This is a genomic window from Rhizobium oryziradicis (assembly GCF_001939045.1).
Classification (GTDB): domain Bacteria; phylum Pseudomonadota; class Alphaproteobacteria; order Rhizobiales; family Rhizobiaceae; genus Allorhizobium; species Allorhizobium oryziradicis.
The window spans coordinates 79,506-97,392 of sequence record NZ_MKIM01000023.1 but is presented as its reverse complement, the minus strand read 5'-3'; the positions used below and the strand labels follow the sequence as shown (position 1 = coordinate 97,392).

At 55.7% G+C, this 17,887-nt stretch carries 17 protein-coding genes and 1 pseudogene; 7 read left to right on the top strand and 11 right to left on the bottom strand.

All coding sequences use genetic code 11. The annotated features are described in order from the left end of the window. From BJF95_RS05595 to BJF95_RS05565, 7 genes are all read right to left on the bottom strand, one after another. Positions 1–747, bottom strand: a 747-nt coding sequence (locus BJF95_RS05595; protein WP_075638479.1) for an NADP-dependent oxidoreductase, incomplete at its 3' end; no start/stop codon positions are given. A 61-nt stretch (positions 748–808) separates the two neighbouring features. Further along, a complete protein-coding gene (locus BJF95_RS05590; protein ID WP_075638478.1) occupies positions 809–1,621 on the bottom strand; it encodes an oxidoreductase in 813 nt (270 codons plus the stop codon). 425 nt (positions 1,622–2,046) lie between these two features. Next, positions 2,047–2,829, bottom strand: coding sequence for an SDR family NAD(P)-dependent oxidoreductase (locus BJF95_RS05585; RefSeq protein WP_075638477.1), 783 nt, complete (start codon positions 2,827–2,829; stop codon positions 2,047–2,049). Positions 2,830–2,855: 26 nt separating this feature from the next. Continuing rightward, on the bottom strand, positions 2,856–3,644 hold the full coding sequence (locus BJF95_RS05580; protein WP_075638476.1) for an SDR family oxidoreductase: 789 nt from the start codon (positions 3,642–3,644) through the stop codon (positions 2,856–2,858). Between the two features lie 23 nt (positions 3,645–3,667). After that, positions 3,668–5,146 carry a sugar ABC transporter ATP-binding protein gene (locus tag BJF95_RS05575; protein WP_075638475.1) on the bottom strand — a complete coding sequence of 493 codons (1,479 nt, stop codon included), beginning with the start codon at positions 5,144–5,146 and terminating at the stop codon, positions 3,668–3,670. 22 nt (positions 5,147–5,168) lie between these two features. Continuing rightward, positions 5,169–6,098 carry a sugar ABC transporter substrate-binding protein gene (locus tag BJF95_RS05570; protein WP_075638497.1) on the bottom strand — a complete coding sequence of 310 codons (930 nt, stop codon included), beginning with the start codon at positions 6,096–6,098 and terminating at the stop codon, positions 5,169–5,171. Between the two features lie 186 nt (positions 6,099–6,284). Further along, positions 6,285–7,265, bottom strand: a complete 981-nt coding sequence (locus BJF95_RS05565; RefSeq protein WP_075638496.1) for an ABC transporter permease — start codon at positions 7,263–7,265, stop codon at positions 6,285–6,287. A 251-nt stretch (positions 7,266–7,516) separates the two neighbouring features. Here BJF95_RS05565 and BJF95_RS05560 point away from each other — a divergent pair, with 251 nt between their 5' ends. The 4 genes from BJF95_RS05560 (at position 7,517) to BJF95_RS05545 (ending at position 12,041) form a co-directional block, all read left to right on the top strand. Next, on the top strand, positions 7,517–8,326 hold the full coding sequence (locus BJF95_RS05560; protein WP_075638474.1) for a transketolase: 810 nt from the start codon (positions 7,517–7,519) through the stop codon (positions 8,324–8,326). Then, a complete protein-coding gene (locus BJF95_RS05555) occupies positions 8,326–9,282 on the top strand; it encodes a transketolase family protein (protein ID WP_075638473.1) in 957 nt (318 codons plus the stop codon). The genes BJF95_RS05560 and BJF95_RS05555 overlap by 1 nt, the downstream gene beginning before the upstream one ends. A gap of 281 nt (positions 9,283–9,563) precedes the next feature. Then, complete coding sequence (locus tag BJF95_RS05550) at positions 9,564–11,030, top strand: FGGY family carbohydrate kinase (protein WP_075638472.1); 1,467 nt, start codon at positions 9,564–9,566, stop codon at positions 11,028–11,030. Positions 11,031–11,051: 21 nt separating this feature from the next. Further along, positions 11,052–12,041, top strand: coding sequence for a sugar-binding transcriptional regulator (locus BJF95_RS05545; RefSeq protein WP_075638471.1), 990 nt, complete (start codon positions 11,052–11,054; stop codon positions 12,039–12,041). 98 nt (positions 12,042–12,139) lie between these two features. Here the strand turns inward: BJF95_RS05545 and BJF95_RS05540 are convergent, their stop codons facing one another. Further along, positions 12,140–12,331: a hypothetical protein gene (locus BJF95_RS05540; RefSeq protein ID WP_075638470.1), complete on the bottom strand. Its 192-nt coding sequence runs from the start codon at positions 12,329–12,331 to the stop codon at positions 12,140–12,142. A 546-nt stretch (positions 12,332–12,877) separates the two neighbouring features. Between BJF95_RS05540 and BJF95_RS05535 the strand changes: the two genes are divergently transcribed. The 3 genes from BJF95_RS05535 (at position 12,878) to BJF95_RS05525 (ending at position 15,838) form a co-directional block, all read left to right on the top strand. Continuing rightward, entirely contained in the window at positions 12,878–13,519 is a 642-nt protein-coding gene (locus BJF95_RS05535) for an RBBP9/YdeN family alpha/beta hydrolase (RefSeq protein ID WP_075638469.1), read from the top strand. 127 nt (positions 13,520–13,646) lie between these two features. Further along, complete coding sequence (locus BJF95_RS05530) at positions 13,647–15,002, top strand: LLM class flavin-dependent oxidoreductase (protein ID WP_075638468.1); 1,356 nt, start codon at positions 13,647–13,649, stop codon at positions 15,000–15,002. Continuing rightward, positions 14,999–15,838 (top strand): NADPH-dependent oxidoreductase, encoded by an 840-nt coding sequence (locus BJF95_RS05525; protein ID WP_075638467.1) that lies wholly within the window; start codon positions 14,999–15,001, stop codon positions 15,836–15,838. The genes BJF95_RS05530 and BJF95_RS05525 overlap by 4 nt, the downstream gene beginning before the upstream one ends. Positions 15,839–15,890: 52 nt before the next feature. Here the strand turns inward: BJF95_RS05525 and BJF95_RS24330 are convergent. The 3 genes and pseudogenes from BJF95_RS24330 to ssuD form a co-directional block, all read right to left on the bottom strand. After that, a pseudogene (locus tag BJF95_RS24330) lies at positions 15,891–16,036 on the bottom strand (acyl-CoA dehydrogenase family protein); the annotation flags it as partial. Between the two features lie 27 nt (positions 16,037–16,063). Then, positions 16,064–16,606, bottom strand: a complete 543-nt coding sequence (locus tag BJF95_RS05520; protein ID WP_075638466.1) for a flavin reductase family protein — start codon at positions 16,604–16,606, stop codon at positions 16,064–16,066. A gap of 36 nt (positions 16,607–16,642) precedes the next feature. After that, positions 16,643–17,812: an FMNH2-dependent alkanesulfonate monooxygenase gene (gene ssuD, locus BJF95_RS05515; protein ID WP_075638495.1), complete on the bottom strand. Its 1,170-nt coding sequence runs from the start codon at positions 17,810–17,812 to the stop codon at positions 16,643–16,645. Positions 17,813–17,887: the final 75 nt, after the last annotated feature.

The window sequence follows — 17,887 nt, the reverse complement described above, 5'->3', positions numbered from 1 at the left end:
CAGCCCCAGCGTTGTCGCAAACTGCGGGTCCGGTGGCCCGGAAATGGAGATCAGGCGACCGCCCGGCTTCAGAACCCGAAGTGATTTCATCAGGGTTTTCGAATCCTGACTGTTCAGCACCAGATCATAACCGCTCAGAACCGTCTCGAAATCCTGCGTTTTATAGTCGATGACCACATCCGCGCCGAGGCTCTTGACCAGTTCGATGTTTTTCGTGCTGGTGGTGGTGGCAACAAACGCACCAAAATGCTTGGCAAGCTGAATGGCAAATGTACCAACGCCGCCAGATCCTGCCTGAATGAACACCTTCTGCCCCTTGCGGAGTTTGGCGAGTTCGACCAGCGCCTGCCAGGCCGTCAGGCCGACCAGTGGAATAGACGCTGCTTCGCCCCAAGTCAGGTTCTTGGGCTTCAGTGCAACATCGTTTTCGTGAACAGAAAGACGCTGCGCGAACGTTCCAATACGGTGATCTCGGGGGCGCGCATAAACCTCGTCGCCGATATGAAAGTGGCGCACGCTCGAGCCGACAGCAATGACTGTGCCTGCGAGATCGTGACCAAGGATGAACGGCGGCTTGTAGGCCAGAAGCGGCTTGAATTCGCCATCGCGGATCTTGGAATCCAGCAGGTTGACAGCCGTCGCCTTGATCTCGACCAAAACATCATTGGCCCCGACAACCGGTTCGGCCACGTCAACCATCCGTAGCGGGCCATTCTTTTTGTATTTCTCAACGATGAAAGCCTTCATAGGGCTTGTTCTCCAATTCTACGACATCTTACACAGGAGCTTGGTAGCCTTGAGGCATCGCCTAGCCGAGACCGAACTGCTTGTGCAGTACCTTGTCGAACAGTCCGCGTGGCAGAAAACGGCGGGCAAAGGCACCCTGTTGTGCGACTTTACCTGAGGGATAGCGAAGCTTTGGTGCCGTGTCCGTGGCGGCCCGCACAATGGTATCAGCAACGCTTTGGGCCGTATCAGCGGCTTTCATCGCCTTGGCGTAAGCGACGTTGTAACCGGCGCGAAGTGCATCATACTGGCTCAGCGGCGCATCGGCAGGCACAGAGCTTGCCTCGAACGCGGTGGCCGTTGTTCCGGGCTCGATCACCACAACACGGACGCCAAATCCCCGAACCTCGTGATCGAGAGATTCCGAATAACCTTCAAGCGCATGTTTGGTGGCGGAATAGTGAGCATTGAACGGTGCGGGGATAAACCCGAGCCCCGAACCCACATTCAGAATTCGACCGCTCCCTTGAGCACGCATGATCGGCAGAACGGCGTTGGTGACGCGTACAACACCAAGCACATTGGTATCATAAAGTGCCCGAACCTGTTCGATCGAACTTTCCTCGGCAGCACCGACAATCCCGAAGCCGGCGTTATTGATCAGAAGATCAATGTGACCAAGCTCCGCATGTGCTTGCGCGATAGCGGCGCTCACCGAAGCATCCGACGTCACGTCGCATGCTATCAATCGAATACCGTCGCGCATCTCGCCGGGCTCGGCCGTCCGGCTTGTTCCAATGACGCGATATCCTGCCTTGGCAAGAGCAATTGCTGTCGCCTTGCCGATGCCGCTTGAAGCGCCCGTCAAAAACGCTGTCTTCTGTTGCTTACTCACCTAACGAACCTCTTGCTCAACGCTGACTGGCCTCAACTGACCAGATTTTTTTGATTATGTTCATCATCATTAAATATGACGTTCATCATCATTCGTCAAGAGGCATATTTCGGGGCGTTAGCGGCAATCAGCGCGATAGTTTCTCAATTGCAAAATTCGGAGAGTGCGCGCTGAATTTATAGAGAGTAGGACGTCCATCGCAGTTCGCGACACAGCATGCGACATGGCCTAAAGTTTAGGTCCGAAAAATCGGAAACGCTTTTCGGACCTATCTGAAAACAACAACCGAGAGCATCGTGCCGACTCCGATTTTCTGCACGATGCTCCAGAGCCAGCCAGGTCCAGATTGAACCTGACAGACCCTAAATTCCTGTAATTCGTTTGTCTGATCAGAAAGGCCGGACTCCACTTTTCCCTGACAAACTCTAAGACATGATCAGACCGCCATCCACATTGATGGTTTGGCCGGTGATATAAGCGGCGTCATCGCTGGCAAGGAAGGTGACGAGGCCCGCAACATCCTCACCGCTGCCTGCCCGCTGCATCGGGATGCCCTCAACCCATTCCTTCATCAACGCGCCGGGTGCATAATTGCCCAACAGCTTGCCCCAGGCCTGATCATTATAGGCCCACATATCCGTCTCGATAATGCCGGGGCAAAAGGCGTTGACGGTGATGTTTTCCTTGGCAACCTCTTTGGCAAGGCTTTGGGTGATGCCCACCACGCCCATTTTCGAGGCGGCATAATGGGGGGTATAGATAAAGCCATCGCGCGCTTGGCCGGAGGCGGTGTTGATAATCCGCCCACCGCGTCCATGTTTGCGCATACGCTTTATGGCTTCTTGGGCACAGAGGAAAACGCCCTTGGTGTTGACGGCCATGACCTTGTCCCACTCGGCTTCGGTCATATCCTCAATGCGGGCAATGGTGATGACGCCCGCATTCTGGATGGAGACATCAATGGTGCCAAAGGCGGCTTCTGCCGCATCAAACAGGGCAATCACACTGGCCTTATCGGTAACATCGCCGACAAAGCCAATGGCTTTACCGCCCTCTGACTTGATCTGATCGGCCACCGCATGCACCTGCTCTTCATTGGAAGAGAGAACCAGATTGGCTCCCTCACGGGCAAAGCGCCGGGCAATGGCCGCTCCAATGCCGCGACTGCCGCCGGTGATCACCACAGTCTTGTTGTCAAAGCGGTTCATGGTCTCTCCTCCCCAAATAATATCACTTACCAGCAGCAGAAACCACCATCGACCAAGAGATCAACGCCGGTGACAAAGCTGGCCGCATCGGACAGCAGGAACACCGCAGGCCCGACCATTTCATCCACGTTGGCCATGCGCTGCATGGGTGTCTGCTCTTCAAACAGCTTGGTTTGATGCACCATTTCCGCACGCGTGTTCATCGGCGTTGCGGTATAGCCCGGCGAAATCGTGTTGACGCGAATGCCGCGCCCCACCCATTCCATCGCCATGGATTTGGACATGTGGATCACGCCAGCCTTGGAGGCATTATAATGGCATTGGCTAAGACCCCGGTTTACGATCACGCCCGACATGGAGGCGATATTCACAATCGCCCCGCGCCCATGCTTGAGCATGGCATTGGCCTCGGCCTGACATGAGAGAAAAATACCCTTGAGGTTGATGTCCATCAGGGTCTGATACTGATCTTCTTCCATCTCTTCCGCCGGATTGGCATTGGCAATGCCAGCAGCATTCACCGCCAGAGACAGCGGGCCAAGCTCGGCTTCCGTGCGGGCAATGGCGTCTGCCAGCGATGCCTTATTCGTCACATCGGCAGCAATCTGGATGGATTTACGGCCCGCCTTTGCAATGAAATCAGCCGTATTGGCCAAACCATCATCCTGACGGCGATCCATCAGCGCCACATCGGCCCCGCATTGGGCAAGGCCCATGGCAATGCGCTGACCAATGCCGCTGCCAGCGCCCGTGACAAAGGCAACCTGACCAGAAAGATCGAAAAGCTTGGGCGCGTTGAGAGTGATGTCAGTCATCGCTCTTCCTTTCTTGCTTAAGTTTATTGGGTTGCGAGTTCCATGACAGATACATCATTGGCTTCGCTGCGATTGAGAATGCCGGTCTGCCTGCCTTGCGCCAGCACCATGATCCGGTTGGAAACGCCAAGGATTTCCTCAAGGTCGGAGCTCACAACAATCACCGCCACGCCGCTTTTGGCAAGGCCAACGATGATGTCGTAAATCCCGGCCCGCGCTCCCACATCAATGCCGCGGGTTGGCTCATCTAAAACCACCACACGCGGATTGCGGGTCAGCCATTTGGCAATCACCACCTTTTGCTGATTACCACCGGAGAGGTCCGAGGCCAGTTGATCCGAGCGACCCTTGACACCAAAGGCTTTGATGGCGGCATCGGCAAACCGGCGCTTCATGGCTGGCATGAGCCAACGACTGCCCATTTTATCCAGATTGGCGTAGACGATATTTTCGCCAATGCGGTGGCTGACCACCAAGCCCTGATCTTTGCGATCTTCCGGCACCATGACAATGCCCTTGGCAATCGCATCATTGGGGCTTTTCAGTGCGAGTTGCTCACCATCGAGAGTAACAGTGCCAGAGCGCACCGGATCGGCCCCGGCAATGGCCCGCACCAACTCGGTGCGGCCAGCACCGATCAATCCGGCAATGCCGAAAATCTCGCCAGCCTTTACCTCAAAGCTGACATCATTGAATGCGCCATCCACAGAGGTCAGGCCATCCACCTTCAACACGGTTTTGCTGGTGGGGTCCGGCACAGGCGGAAACAGCCGATCCAGCGAGCGGCCCACCATGCTTTCCACAATAGTGCGCACGGGCGTTGCGCTATCGGCGAAATCCTGCACCCGCTCGCCATCGCGCAACACTACAATGCGGTCGGTGATGCGCTTGATCTCATCCATACGGTGAGAAATGTAAATAATCCCAACGCCTTCCGAGCGTAATTTACGCACCTGCTCGAACAGCGCTTCGGTTTCGACCCCGCCAAGGGCTGCCGTGGGCTCATCCAGAATGAGCAATTTGGCGTTCAGCGCCAAGGCTTTGGCAATTTCGATCAATTGTTGGTTCGCGGTGGAAAGGCCACCGACTTTGCGGGTGGCAGGAATATGCAGATTGAGCCGCGAGAGCTGTTCCTGCGCCCGGCGCACCATCTGGGCGCGATCGACCACGCCGTTTTTCATCGGCCAACGGCCAATAAAGACATTTTCGGCAATCGACAATTCCGGCAGCAGCTTGAGTTCCTGATGGATCAGCACCACGCCTTTATCAATAGCCTCTCTAGGAGAAGCCGGGGCATAATCCTGCCCCAGCCATGCCATGGACCCTTCAGAGGGTGCGCGCGACCCGGCAATAATCCCGGACAAGGTGGACTTGCCCGCACCATTTTCGCCCAGCAGAGCAACAACCTCGCCCGCATGCACATCAAGGCTGACATTTTTCAGCACCTCAAGCTTGCCGTAACGTTTGGAGATGCCCTTTAGGGAAAGAACCGGATCTGTCATCGCGCACCCACTTTCTTCATGCTTACGGATGGTTGGCGATAAAGCCAGCGACATTGTCCTTGGTGGTCAAGGTCGCATCCAGAAGCTGCTCGGCAGGGACTTTTTCGCCGCCGACAATCTTCACGGCCATTTCCACCGCCATACGGCCCATTTTCTGGGTCTGCTGGGTGGCGGTCACGTCAAACACGCCGTTTTTCAGAGCTTCAAGCGCTGCGGTATCACCATCAAAACCACCAACGGCGATCTTCTGTGATGGATTGGCAACCTTGATGGCCTGCGCCGCACCGAGTGCCAAACCGTCAGCCTGGGCGAACACAATGTTCACATCGGGATGCGCTTGCAGCATGTTTTGCATGATCTGGAAGCCTTCGTCCTGGCTCCACAGGTTGGACCATTGCTCGGCAACGATCTTCACACCGGGATTGGCCTTGACGGCCTCCATGCAGCCCTTGGTACGGTCCACTTCTGGCGTGGTACCCTTCTGGCCGTGGATGATGACCATATTGCCCTTACCGCCAGCCTGTTTGATGATGTAATCGCACACACCTTTGGCAGAAGAAACGGAGTTGGTGGCAATGAAGGTATCACCCGGTGCACCAACGGCATTGCGGTCAATGTTGATCACTGGCACCTTGGCAGTGTGAGCGAGCTTGACCGGAACAGTTGCAGCAGCAGCACCGGCTGGAATGTAGATCAGCGCATCAATGTTCTGGGTCAGAAGATCCTGTACCTGATTGACCTGTGTTGGGCCATCTCCCTTGGCATCCACGGTGACCACTTCAATGCCGCGCTTCTTGGCTTCAGCCTCAACAGATTGCTTGATCTGGTTGAAGAAATTGGCCTGCAAATTGGCAACCGCCAAACCAATTTTCTTCACGTCCTTGGCCTGAGCCGCACTCAAGGACAGGGCGAGCACGGCGGCCGATGTCAGCAACAATCGGGAAATTTTCATGCGTTCCTCCATAGATTAAACCTGACCATCGGTACGTCCTCCGCCCTCAGGCCCCCAAAACCGCTCCAACCATGTGGAGAGGAATTTTTCATATTCTTTGTTGCTCCAGACGCTTATCCCAAAACCGGGATCCACTTTTGGGGCGTCTGGAGTATCAAGACCGCCTCCGCAGCCCTGTTGTCGTCGTTACGCTCTACGACGACGAAGCGTTTCCGCACCAACCGCCAGCACAATGACCACACCAATGATCACCTGCTGCAAGAAGGGCGAGACATTGAGAAGATTAAGACCATTGCGCAGCACACCGATGATCAACACGCCAATCAGCGTGCCGCCGATGCTGCCAGAGCCGCCCGACAGCGATGTGCCACCAATCACCACGGCGGCAATGGTATCCAACTCATAGCCAAAGCCGCTGGAGGGCTGCACCGAGTCCAACCGTGCTGCCAGCACAATGCCTGCAAGCCCCGCCAGAACCGCGCAGGCCACATAAACACCGATGGTAACAACATGCACCTTGATACCGGCCAGACGCGCCACTTCGGGATTTCCACCCACGGCGTAGAGCATCCGCCCTTCTGAGCGAAACTGCAGAAACACCCAGGCAATCGCCACCACAACCAGCATCAGAAACACGGTGGCTGTGAGCACGCCAAAATGCCGATCAATCGCCAGCATCATGAACCAATCGGGAAAACCGACAATCTGCTGGCCATCTGTGATCATATTGGCCACGCCACGCGCCGCCGACATCATCGCCAGCGTGGCAATAAAGGCCGGAACCCGAAAGGCCGTGACCATAATGCCCACCAAAAGCCCGCTAAAGCCGGAGACAATCAGCGCCAGCACGATGGCAGCGCCCATCGGCAGACCCGCCACATTGGCCGTCCAGCCCATCACCATCATCGAGAGCGCCAGCACCGAACCAACTGAAAGATCAATGCCGCCGATGAGGATGACGAAGGTCATGCCCACGGCCATGATGCCCAGAACGGTGATTTGATCGAGAATATTCAGGCCGTTGCGAACAGACAGAAACGTATCCGTGCCAATGCTGAGGAAGATGCAGAGCGCAATCAATCCAATCAGGGGGCCTGTTGCGCCACTCAGGCGAGACAACAAACCCATTGAAGTGCTGCCCTGTTCTTTAACGTCAAGCGCAACCATCATTCCTCCCTCACACTCAACTCTCATGGGTCGAGCTTTTCGAGCCAAACCTTTACGAGCAATTTCCTCCAAGCAAGAATAAATATGCATGCTTGCTGCAAAATTCATTAGCAAGAGGAAAATCCTCTGTCAACGATGAAGTTTGATCTCCACTAAATGTGATAGATTGGCGAATTTCAGCAAACACTCTTGACTAACACGCGCTTTGTGCAAAAATATCGTTATGTGCATATTTATTCAGTGAGGATTAAATGCAGCCGAAAGAGCTCGAGCTTATTGCGCGGCAAGTCCGTCTGCGCGACCTGCAAGCGGTGTATGAGGCCGGTGCGGGTCATATTGGTGGTGAAATGTCGGTGATCGATTTGCTCACCGCTCTGTATTTTCGCACCTTGCGGGTCTGGCCAGATCAACCAAAACACCCGGATCGGGATCGCTTTGTGCTGTCCAAAGGGCATACGGCCTGTGCGCTCTATGTGGTGCTGGCCAAGCGCGGCTTTTTCCCGGAAGAGGAGGTGGCAACCTTCCTCAAGCCCCATTCGCGCCTGAACGGCCACCCCAATTGCAACAAGGTGCCGGGTGTGGAAACCAACACCGGGCCGCTGGGCCACGGTTTGCCTGTTGCGGTTGGTATGGCCAAGGCGGCGAAACTGTCGGGTGCCAGCTACCACACCTATGTGATTACCGGCGACGGCGAAATGCAGGAAGGCTCCAACTGGGAAGCCATTATGGCGGCGGCGCAATTCGGGTTGGATAATCTGACGCTGATTATCGATCACAACCGCTTCCAGCAGGGGGCAGCACTTTCAGATACCAACAACATTGCGCCGCTTCGCCCCAAGCTTGAGGCGTTTGGCTGGGACGTGAGCGAAATCAACGGCAATGCCATGGCGGAAGTGGTGCCTGCGCTGGAGCATCGCGGCAGCAAACCCCATTGCATTGTTGCCCACACCAACAAGGGCCACGGCATTTCCTTCATGCAGGACACCGTGGACTGGCACCACAAAGTGCCAAACAAGCAACAATATGAAATTGCCGTGAAAGAACTGTCGGAGGCTCTATAATGAACGCGCCTGTTTTATCTCCAAAATTATACGATTGCCGCGATGCGTTTGCAGAGACCCTTGAGCGTTTGGCGTCAGAAAATGATACTGTCGTTGCCGTCTGCAATGACAGCGTTGGCTCGTCCAAGCTTGGCAATTTCAAAACGAAATTTCCTGAACGGCTGATCAATGTCGGCATTGCCGAGCAAAATATGGTCGGCGTAGGTGCTGGCCTTGCCAATGGTGGCCGCCTACCCTTCGTCTGTGGGGCCGCACCCTTTCTCACCGGCCGTGCGCTGGAGCAGATCAAGGCGGATATTTCCTATTCCAACGCCAATGTGAAACTGGTCGGCATCTCGTCAGGCATGGCTTACGGAGAACTGGGGCCAACCCACCACTCCATCGAGGATTTTGCCTGGATGCGAGTGCTGCCAAACCTGCCCGTGATAGCCCCTTGCGACCGGATTGAAACGGCCGCCGCCGTGGAATGGGCCGCACACTATGCCGGCCCATGCTTCTTGCGGCTGTCACGGGTTGGCGTTCCTGATCTTTTGCCGGAAGGCCATCAATATGTGCTGGGCAAAGCCAATATGTTGCGCGACGGCGCGGATGTCACGCTGATTGCCAATGGCACCCTCACTCATCGGATGATGAAGGCTGCCGACATTCTGGGAGGGCTTGGCATTTCCGCACGGGTGTTGAATATGGCAACGGTTCGCCCCATTGATGAGGAGGCAATCATTACTGCTGCCAAGGAAACCGGCGCGATTGTCACGGCAGAAGAGCATTCGGTGTTTGGCGGGCTTGGCTCTGCTGTTGCCGAAGTGGTGGTGGATCATGCGCCTGTGCCAATGAAACGCCTTGGCGTTCCGGGCATTTTTGCACCCACGGGGTCTGCAGAGTTTCTGTTAGATGAGTTTGGCATGAGCCCTGCGGCAATTGCGGAAGCGGCACAAGCGTTGATCCGGCGGAAATGAACGTGCTTTGAGCGGCAGAGCAAGAGTTATCCCCCTCTGATCTGCCGACCATCTCCTCTAAAAGGGGGAGAACACTCGTGGGCTGCGTAGCATCAAAACGCATTTTTCGAAGCCATCGGAAAACATCAAGCTTTCTAGGGCAAGCTTTCTAGAGAATGAACCGGAGCCTCATCTCGTCTCCCACCTGTGGGGGAAATGCCCGGCAGGGCAGAGGGGGTGAGCGGCATAGAAAAACGATAATCCGGTCTATGACATATAGAACAAAATCTCGGGAGACCCCCATGCGCGCCATCCTGGCCATCGACCAAGGCACCACCAATTCCAAGGCCATTCTGGTCTCCGAATCCGGCGAGTTAGTGGCCCGCGGCTCCTCGCCGGTCGGCATTTCTTACCCACAATCCGGCTGGGTGGAGCAAGACCCGAATCGCCTGTGGCAATCGGTCATCGAAGCCATAACCGCCTGCCTTGCCAACGCGCCCGATGCTAAGGTCGAAGCCATTGCCATTTCCAACCAGCGCGAATCCGTCACCATTTGGGATGCAGACACCGGAGAATCACTTGGCCCGGTGGTGAGCTGGCAGTGCCGCCGCACGGCGCCGGAATGTGCCACGCTCACGAACGCAGGCCACCTGCCCCGCGTGCAAGCCATCACCGGCCTGCCGCTGGACCCGATGTTTCCCGGCCCCAAAATCCGCTGGCTGCTGGATCGCGCTCCGAATGGCCGAAAACTACGCGTCGGCACCATTGATAGCTGGTTGATCCATTGCCTCACGGCTGGCAAAATCCATGCCTGCGATGCTTCCAATGCCGCGCGCAGCCAATTGCTGGACCTCAAAACCCAAAGCTGGAGCGATGAGCTGTGCAGCATTTTCGGCGTCGACAAAGCCGTGTTGCCTCAGGTTCTCAATAGCTCCGATGATTTCGGAGCGACGCTAAATGTGCCGGGCATTGCAGATGGCACTCCCATTCGTGCCGCCATTGGCGATAGCCACGCCGCCCTGTTTGGTCATGGTGCGTTTAACCCCGGCGATGGCAAAGTCACCTTTGGCACCGGCTCATCGGTGATGACCACCCTGCCCGATTTTATAGCACCTGAGCGCGGTATTACCACCACCGTCGCATGGCGGCTGAACGGCAAGCCCACCTATGCTTTTGAGGGCAATATTCTGGTATCAGCCGCAAGCCTGCCATGGATGACCGAGATTTTGGGTCTGCCCGATGTCGCAAGCCTGGTTGATCTCGCAGCCACCGCCACGCCGGGTGGCCCCGGCTTTGTGCCCGCCTTTGTTGGCCTCGGCGCGCCCTATTGGGACTCAACAGCAAGGGCGCTGTTTTCAAAAATCGACTTCAACACCACCCGCGCCCAGATGGCCCGCGCCGTCACCGATTCCATCGCCTGTCAGGTGCATGATGTGTTTGCCGCCATGAAAAGCCAGACCCGCGGCGAATTCGGCGCGCTCTACGTGGATGGCGGCCCCAGCCAGAACCGTTTCCTGATGCAATGCGTTGCGGATCTTCTTGGCCATCCGGTTATTCAATGCGAAGCGCCAGAGGCGTCTGCGCTTGGTGCAGCCTATCTGGCCGGGTTATCGCTCGGCATTTGGCCCGATCTCGCCGCTATTTCGGCGCTACCGAAGGCCAACCAGAGCATTGATCCGCAAACTGAGGGCGTTCAACAACGCCTCACCACATGGCAAGATGCAATTGCCCGCTCGACGTTTGTTTATTCTCCCGATAAAGGTGAATAATAATTCACACTCGGAGCAACCATGGGACGGCTGAACGAACTCCGCCTGATTTCTCGCGTGGCGCAGATGTATCATATCGAAGGCAAACGGCAGGCAGATATTGCGCAGCACTTGCGCCTGTCGCAAGCCACTGTCTCGCGCATGCTGAAACGGGCGGAAGCTGAGGATATTGTCCGCACCACCGTCATCCCCCCGGTTGGCACCTATAGCGATCTGGAAAGTGCTTTGCGCGAGCGCTTCAATCTGCCGGAAGCCGTGGTGGTGGATTGTTCAGAAGATCGGGACGGGGCCATCATGGCCCGCATTGGCGAGGCAGCGGCGCACCTTTTGGAAGTCACACTCGCCCCCGGCGAAATCATTGGCGTTTCCAGCTGGAGCCAGACCATTTTCAAAATGGTTGAAAATATTCATCCGCAAAAAAGCGCACGCGCCAAACATGTGGTGCAAACACTTGGCGGCATGGGTGATCCCTCCGTGCAAACCCACGCCACGCAGCTCACCACCCGGCTGGCAAAATTGACCGGGGCCGAGCCAAAACTGCTTCCCGTTCAGGGTGTTACCACATCCCGCGAAGCGAAATTACTGATGCTGGGTGAGCCATTTGTGCGCGACACCATGGATCTGTTTGGCAACATTACCCTTGCCATTGTCGGCATCGGTGCAGTTGAGCCCTCCGAACTGCTGGCGCGTTCTGGCAATATTTTCTCGGCGCGCGAACTGGCTGATCTGGCGGATGCTGGTGCCGTGGGCGATGTTTCCCTGCGCTTTTTCGATAAGGACGGAAAGACCGTCAAAACCCCGCTGGATGACCGGGTCATCGGCATTTCTCTTGAAGAGCTGACCAAAATAGAGCGTGTCATTGCGCTTGCAGGAGGAAAGAAGAAAGTGCCCGCAATTGCCGGCGCTCTCCGCTCGGGCGTGATCGATATGCTGGTAACAGACAAATTCACGGCCGAGCGCCTGATAAATTTCGATTTAGGTATGGAGCCTCAAGAGGTTGTCCCGGTTTAGACTGAGCCGACTGACAGGTGTTTTTGATTTCAGGCTACCGTTCGGCCTTGCCATTGGCTTTGTAGCATGAGCCGTTGTCGGTCATGACGCGCAAGACATTATGCTGCCAGAGCTTGGGAACCGTTCACATGCATGCGGATTGCCGCCTGCAAATCGCTCACCGAGGGATAGATCCGATCATCCAGATCAATCACATGGAATTTAACCGCAATAAAGCGCAGAAGATTGCTGCTGTGCGGAACGGCGATTCCAACTGGAATGCCCTGATATTCAATCACTTGTTTGCTCATGATGTGCCTCACGGTGCCCTTGGGGCCGATGGTTGTTTACTCAGAACTTCGCTCTCCACGGGTCTGGCGTAGACAACAACAAGGAGAAGCCATCAGGGATGACACAGCGATTTGGTTGGCTTGCATTTGCTTGGTCATGGCAACCTCCTTTTTCTACTTATTTTATGGATTACTCCTCAAAATTAATCAATCCAAACAAGCACCATAATGGAAAATAAGTTCCAAATTCTAATTTACATCCACACATAAGAGTATATTATTTCATTTTCGTCGATTTTCGCATCGACAATTCTACAAACCGGCCAGTTTGACGAAGGCCACCTCAAGCGGGTGATATCTCGGGTACTATCGCGATCTCGCGTGAGGTTGCAGCTTTCAGAGCCTTGCCAATCCCTCAAAAACAACAACACCGTTCGTATGGGGTCGGACAGACAAGAAGCGGCTAAGAAAATATTTATCTACTTATTTTGTAGAAAATAGATAGGCGTTGCTCGTCTTTTAGGCGGGCTGAAACATAATGGAGACAAAGCAGCAGAGGGCTATGGCATGCCGGAGAGTAACCCACATCAATGGATTGACACCCTTGTACTTCCGGGTCTGAATGGCTCCGGCGATGGGCACTGGCAGTCTTTCTGGCTTAAGGAAAAACCGGATGCCAAGATTGTTGAACAGGACAACTGGACATGCCCAGACCTGGCAAGCTGGTATCGAAAACTGGAAAGCGAGCTTGAGAAGCACTCGGGGATTTGGCTGGTTGCTCACAGTCTGGGGTGTATTTTGACGGCCAATCTGGCATTGAGCCCAATGGCCAGTCGTATACGGGGCGCTCTTCTGGTGGCTCCTTGTGATCTTGTGAACGTTGAAAATCTGCATCCATGCATTGTGAACTTCGGCTCAATGCCCGTGCAGCGCCTGCCCTTTCCCTCGACAGTGGTCGCCAGTCGTAACGATCCCTATATGGAATTTGAAACGACACGACGTTATGCCAACCTTTGGGGCAGCGACCTTATCGACATCGGAGCTCAAGGCCACGTCAATATTCAAAGCGGCCATGGACGGTGGCCCCTGGGTTACACACTTCTTGAGCGCCTGAAATCGCGTGCCGAGAGCGCCAAGCGCAGTCAAAACCACCCTCTCTCCTGGGCTGCCAAAGGGTATGATCTGCCGATGGCTTCAAAACTGAGTTGATCGGTTTTTGAAGCATACGCGCGATAAACTTGACGCTGCGGATCAATGATCAAGAAATGCATCTGTTGCCTTGCGGGTGAACTGACACCATGATCCGGCGAACGGCACCTTCTGGAGACTGGCTGATATGACGACACAAAAACAATTGCATCTGGGTGCTTTTATGCGCCCGGTCAGCCTTCACACGGGTGCCTGGCGCTATCCCGGCGCTTATCCCGATGCCAATTTCAATTTCGGCCATATCGTTTCTTTTGCCCAAAAGCTTGAAGCGGCGAAATTTGATGCGTTTTTCATGGCCGATCATCTGGCCGTACTCAACATGCCAATGGAAGCGCTCAAACGCAGCCACACTGTGACCTCGTTTGAGCCTTTCACGCTGTTGTCTGCTTTGGCAGCCCTCACCAGCCGTATTGGCCTGGTGGCCACCGCTTCCACCACTTTTGACGAGCCATACCACCTTGCCCGCCGCTTTGCCTCGCTGGATCATATCAGCGGTGGGCGCGCAGGCTGGAACATTGTCACCACGTCCAACCCCGATGCGGCGTTGAATTTTGGCCGTGATGCCCATGTTGAGCACGGCGAGCGCTATGAGCGGGCGCGGGAATTTTATGATGTTGTCACTGGCCTGTGGGACAGTTTTGCTGACGATGCGTTCACGCGGGACGTTGAAAGCGGTCAGTTTTTTGACCCTGAGAAAATGCATGTGCTCGATCACAAGGGCGCAGACCTCTCGGTGCGCGGGCCGCTGAACATTGCCCGCCCGCCACAGGGCTGGCCGGTGATTGTGCAGGCCGGCCAATCAGAGCCGGGGCGTCAGCTCGCGGCAGAAACCGCCGAAGTGGTATTTTGCGCACCGCGTGATCTGACGGCGGGTCAAGCGCTCTACGCCGATATCAAAGGCCGGATGGGCAAGATAGGCCGCAGTCCGGACCATCTGAAAATCCTGCCTGCCGCCTTCGTTGTCATCGGGGATAGTGTTCAAGAGGCCCGCGCAAAGCGGCTGAAGCTGGACAGCCTTGTGCATGACGATAGCGCCATTGCCTCATTGTCGATTGCGCTTGGGCATGATGTTTCAGGCCTCGATCCTGATCAGCCACTGCCAGACATTCCAGATACCAATGCCAGCAAATCCAGCCGCGAACAGGTCCTGAAACTGGCCCGCGAAGAGAGTTTGAGCGTGCGCCAGCTTGCCCAGCGCTATGGTGGCTATTCAGGCCTTGCCTTTGTCGGCACCGCTGAAAGTGTTGCAGACCAAATGGCGGAATGGTTGCACGAGAAGGGCTCGGATGGCTTCAACGTTGTCTTCCCTTATTTGCCGCAAGGGCTGGATGACGTGGTGAACAGATTGGTGCCAGAGCTGCAACAGCGAGGACTTTTCCGCAAGGATTATCAAGGCAAGACCCTGCGAGACCATCTTGGCCTGCCCCGCCCGGAAAACCGGTTTTTCTCAAAGCGCATGAATGATAGAAAGGAACAGGCATGACGGTGCACACTGCCTTTACGAACACAAACGCCGAGGCGCTTCTCAAGGCCCGCTATGGAGAGCACCAGGGCGTTCAGCCCGCTCTTTGGAGCGAGACGCTGGATGTGCTGCTCAACCACCGTTCTTCACGCGCCTACCTGCCAAAAGCTCTGCCGCAAGGCACGGTGGAACTGCTGGTGGCGGCAGCACAATCGGCACCCACCTCTTCCAATCTGCAAGCATGGAGCGTGGTGGCCGTGGAAGACCCGGCGCGCAAGGCTCGGCTGGAAGAATTTGCCGCACCCAATCCGCAAATCAATGCCGCACCGCTGTTTCTGGTCTGGCTGGTCGATCTCTCGCGGCTCAGAACCATTGCCCGCAGCAACGATACCGAGGGTGCAGGGCTGGATTATCTGGAAAGCTTTGTGATTGGCGCAATTGATGCCGCCCTTGCCGCGCAAAATGCGGTGGCAGCGATTGACTCGCTTGGCCTCGGCTCGTGCTATATCGGCGGCATCCGCAACCGGCCTGAGGATGTGGCACGCGAGCTGAACCTGCCGCCAGAAACCATTGCCGTCTTCGGCCTCACGGTGGGCTATCCTGACCCCGCGGTGAAAACCGATGTAAAGCCACGCCTGCCGCAATCGGCAGTGCTGTTTCGCGAGCAATATGGCACGGTGAGCGAACAGGATTTGGCCCGCTATGATGAGCGGTTGAAGACCTTCCAGAAGGGTCAGAACATGCCAGAAGCCGGGTGGACCAGCGTGATTGCCAAGCGCATCGGCAGTGCGAGCGCTCTCAAAGGCCGGGTAGAGTTGACCGCCATTTTGCGGCGCTTTGGTTTTGCCCTGAAATAGAGCGTTGATAGCGCCTATCTGGTGGCTCTCCACCAGACAGGCGCGACATTGAGAACATCTGGCCTTCTTTCGGATGGGTGGTGGTGAAGTTCAGATAATAATCGCCCGCCACTGGCGCGAGGTTGCCGAGCCGCCACCCAGTTCGAAAATATTGATAGCGACCGACAGTGCGAATTGCGAGGTGATGATTTGTGTCTGCCCTACGAGTTCGAACAAGAGGAATGTTTACAGATTGTGATAGCGGCCGCTTTGATAAAGCAGCGAATTGCCTTCACCGAGCCGGATTGCAACCACTTTGCCAATGACAATCACATGGCTATGGCGCTCGATGGCTTCTTCAATCACGCAGTCGATGGCGGCAACCGCATCCTTGAGCACACATGCGCCGCTGGCAAGCTTGATCCAGTCTGCACCCTTGTAACGCTCTGGCCCTTTCAGGCCCCCCACACCGGCAAATTGATTGGCCAGTGCTTCATGCGCAGCTCCAACAATATTGATGGCGAATGAACCCGATTTTTCCAGCACCGGCCAGGTGGACGACGACCGGTTCAGCGACACCAGCATGCGCGGTGGATCGACAGACAGCGCCGTCGCACTTGTGACTGTTGCACCGGTGCGGTTATCACCGTCTCCGGTGGTGATGATGCTGACGCCGCCGCCAAGGGTTCTGAGGGCAAGCTTGAGGTTATCCGCATCTGCAATGGGATGCTGGACAACAGAGGGGCTGCTCTCCACGTTAAAATTTTGTGCTTTAAATTGTTGTGTCATCGAAAACCCACCGTATACTTATGTCAAATTGCGAGATTACGATCCCGATGCGACCTTGACGTTGCCGCCATGGCCGCCGCCGCCAAACACCTGCTTTGTGCCAAACGACGAGCGGATCTGATTGCGTGGCCCAGCAATGCCAATTTCCGGGAAGAGCAGCTCGGACACGCGATAGGCTTCTTCCAGATGCGGATAGCCAGATGCAATCACGGTATCGATGCCAATATCCTGATATTCCTTAAGGCGCGCAGCAATTGTCTTGGGCGATCCCACCAGAGCCGTTCCGGCCCCTGAGCGCACCAGACCAATTCCCGCCCACAGATTGGGAGAAACCTCCAGTTTGTCACGGCGACCATTGTGGAGAGCCACCATACGGGCCTGGCCCACAGAATCAGAATTCTTGGCAAAAACCTCCTGCGCTGCGGCAATGGTCTCATCGGACAGCTTGGAAATCAGCTTGTCTGCGGCTTCCCAAGCCTCTTCGTCGGTTTCGCGCACAATGAAATGCAGACGAATGCCGAATGTGACCTCGCGGCCATGTTTGGCAGCCGCCTTGTGCACATTGGCGATTTTTTCGGCCACCAGATGCGGCGGCTCACCCCATGTCAGGTATTTGTCGATAATTCCGCCGGAGAAATCAATTGCCGCATCAGATGATCCGCCAAAGTAAATTGGCGGGCGTGGGGTTTGCACCGGTGGCAATCCCAGACGCGCATGATGGGCCTGAATATATTTGCCATCCAGATGGGCATGACCCGTTTCGATCAAGCTGTTGAACACCTGAAAGAACTCATCAGCGTGGTCATAGCGCTCGTCATGGGGCAGGAAAACGCCGTCGCCTGCCAGTTCCTGCGCACTGCCGCCAACAACAATGTTGAGCAAGAGCCTGCCGTTGGAAACGCGATCCAGTGTTGATGCAAGGCGGGCATAGTAAGCTGGCGATGCCGTGCCCGGACGAATGGCGACCAAAAACTTGAGCTGTTGAGTGTGTGCGGCAAGATCAGCGGCCAGAATGAAGGATTCTTCGCAGGCAACCCCTGTTGGGATCAGCACACCCGAGTAGCCGAGGCGATCCACGGCCTGCGCAATCTCGCGAAAATAGCCCGGATCTGATGGCCGACTCAAATCATCGGACCCCAGGTAGGCACCATCACCAGACGTTGGGATAAACCAGAGAAAGTCGAGAGGCTGATCGGTCTTGGCCATCATGCAAATCCTGTTTTGTAAATTTGACCATCACCATGCGGTCAAATCCGTGCTTCACTTTGGTCCATGAGAGAG